At 44.3% G+C, this 2,616-nt stretch carries 1 protein-coding gene; it reads right to left on the reverse strand.

Going from position 1 to position 2,616, the window contains the following annotated elements:
- Positions 1-101: 101 nt before the first annotated feature.
- Entirely contained in the window at positions 102-1,919 is a 1,818-nt protein-coding gene (gene ltrA, locus JGK11_RS32615; protein ID WP_293214488.1) for a group II intron reverse transcriptase/maturase, read from the reverse strand.
- Positions 1,920-2,616 lie beyond the last annotated feature (697 nt).

Genomic DNA, 2,616 nt, shown 5'->3' on the forward strand with positions numbered 1-2,616 from the left:
AATAATTAAAGTCAGTGAAGGAGTCGCCCCCTCCACTGCTCTCCAAAACGGAACGTGATAGTTTCCCATCATTGGGCTCCTCAATAAAACGGCTGTTGTCATCAGTACGTCATTACCAACATATCGTTTTCCCAAACCCAAAGGCTTGGTTCCACTGGTGGCTTAGGTTTAGCACTTTTACAGCTAGATTTGTTACCGAGACTGCCATCGTTGGCGGTCTTTGTGTCGTGGCAATGTCGATGGAGTAGTTGCCAATTATCATAAGATTCCCTTCCACCTTTCGATTTAGGGATGATGTGGTCAACTTCTATCGAATCTCCATCTTTGAAGTAGTTATCGCAGTGGGTGCATTTCCCTTTTTGACGCTTGAGTAGTTTAGACACTCTCGCAGGTATTTCGGGGTGTACTCCCATTCTTGAACTCCAATATAACCAGTCACCGTCGTAGGGGGATGCTTTTCCTTTTACCTTTACATAGCGTTTTATTTCCGTGGAGCTATGTTGTATTAGCGCATAAGGATTGTTACCCTCTCCGGTTGCAAACACCCAGTTATTGCCTTCTACGGTTTTGAAGTATTTAAGGCGTATCCACCCTCTGCCTTTGTTCCTATGACGATGACGACCCCATTTGAGGAGCTTCCAAACCACTAAGTGCCACAGCCTTGCAAATATTTTCTGGCTGACGACTGAACAGAAGTAGTTACACCAACCCCGTATGATAGGATTGAGATTCTTAATTAAAGTCGCTTGATTTAAGCCACGCGACTTATTTATTACTTCTGCAACTTTTCTGTAGTGCCTCTTCTGGCTTTCCTTACTGGGGGTGATAATAGTTTTAAAACCCAATAAGACACCTCTAGTCCCTATTCCCGAGTTATATTTTCCTACTGGAAACTGCTTGATGTTGAATCCTAGAAAGTTAAATCCAGATTCTTCCCCATCTAGTCTATTCAGGGTATGGGCTATCTTTGTTTTACTCGGTTTTAGTTCTAACCCAATGTCACTTAACCACTTCTCTATCTCAACCTTACACAGCTTTACGACTTCTACATCCTCATGGAGGACTACGAAATCGTCAGCATATCTTATCAGTGAAATCGATTTGATTTTGTCTCGTAATCCACAAGTATGACCACGAGAGTCTCTCATCTCGAATTTTGGGGCTAAACCCATAATCAATTCCTCAAGCCCATGTAAGGCGACATTGGCAAGTAGAGGTGAAATCACCCCGCCCTGTGGTGTACCTTCATCAGTTGGGAACAGCTTGTTTCCATCCATTACACCAGCTTTTAACCAAGCTCGGATTTGTCTCCGTAAGGTAGGATAGGTATTCAATTTTGAGAGAAGTACATCATGGTTAATGCGGTCGAAGCATTTGCTAATGTCGGCATCCAGCACATATTTTGATTTTTGCTTTATTGCCAAGAATATTGCTCCGATAGCATCGTGACATGAGCGCCCAGGTCTGAAGCCGTATGAGTTAGCTTCAAATCGCGCTTCCCATTCTGGTTCTAACACCAGTTTGACTAACGCTTGCAAAGCTCGGTCTTCCATTGTCGGTATGCCTAATGGTCTTTCCTCATCTGTCCCTGGTTTGGGTATCCAAACTCGGCGTGTTGGCTTAACCTTAGAACCCAGTGATATTTTATTTATCAAGGCGAAACGTTGCTTTGGGGTTAGCGATTTCACACCATCCACACCAGCCGTCTTCTTCCCTTGATTATCCTGAGTTACCCGACGAACCGATAATGCTCTTGCTGTCCAAGAACTTATCAACAATTTCTGGAGTTTGCGTACTAGCTTGACATCACCACGATTAGACGCTTGATATATCCGTTTTTGCAACTTAAAGACGTTACGTTCTAGCTTTCGCCAGTTGATATCGCTCCATTCATACATCGGTTTTATTGCCGTGTTCATGACATTTACATTGCGAATTGTAGCTATACCATCCGTATTACCGTGAGTCCGTTAGCATATCCTTCACCATTACAGTGAGGCGTTGGCTTCTGACTCAATCTCTACCACCTGTTACCTGGATAATCCAGAGGTTTCGTCTTAGCTGACTGCTCGGAGTATTCGACCTCTCCGAGAGTAATCAGGTGGGTTACTTCGTTCCTCATAACCTTTGGTTTGTTCCATTAGGATGTCACCTTTTCACCGAGTTTTTGGGTAACGTAGGTATGTCGGGCAAAATCCTCATACCACCCTGTACTAATGCCCTTTTGGGACTACCAGCGCAAGAAGCCTTATTTCGCTGGTTCGGAGTAACGGTGATTCAGGCAGTGACTTCACTTTCGTTATCCATAGGAACTTGCTCACGGGATACCACTTTTTAGGCTAGTAGCTCTTTCCGCTTTTATCCCCGCTTCACCGATTGATGGCTAGTCTCTACAGTGGGGGATATGCTTTCACCTCTACGTCTGAGGGGCAGGATTTGACGCTTTCTAGGATACTGACGCTCACCTGCAAGGTTATTAAGTTATCATCTACAAGGGATTAAAGTGCTTTCCTCAATCCTGATGGATTACCCTGTAGAAGCCAGTCATCCCCCGATTTCTCGGTTTCGACTGAACGAATCGCACTTGGCAGCACCATTTAAGTCTGCATTCACAAT

It is taken from the genome of Microcoleus sp. PH2017_34_RAT_O_A, from assembly GCF_020737885.1.
Classification (GTDB): domain Bacteria; phylum Cyanobacteriota; class Cyanobacteriia; order Cyanobacteriales; family Microcoleaceae; genus Microcoleus.

Bases quoted from the DNA above. Each gene is read 5' to 3' on its own strand.
- ltrA (WP_293214488.1), bottom strand. From the start codon at position 1,919: ATGAACACGGCAATAAAACCGATGTATGAATGGAGCGATATCAACTGG.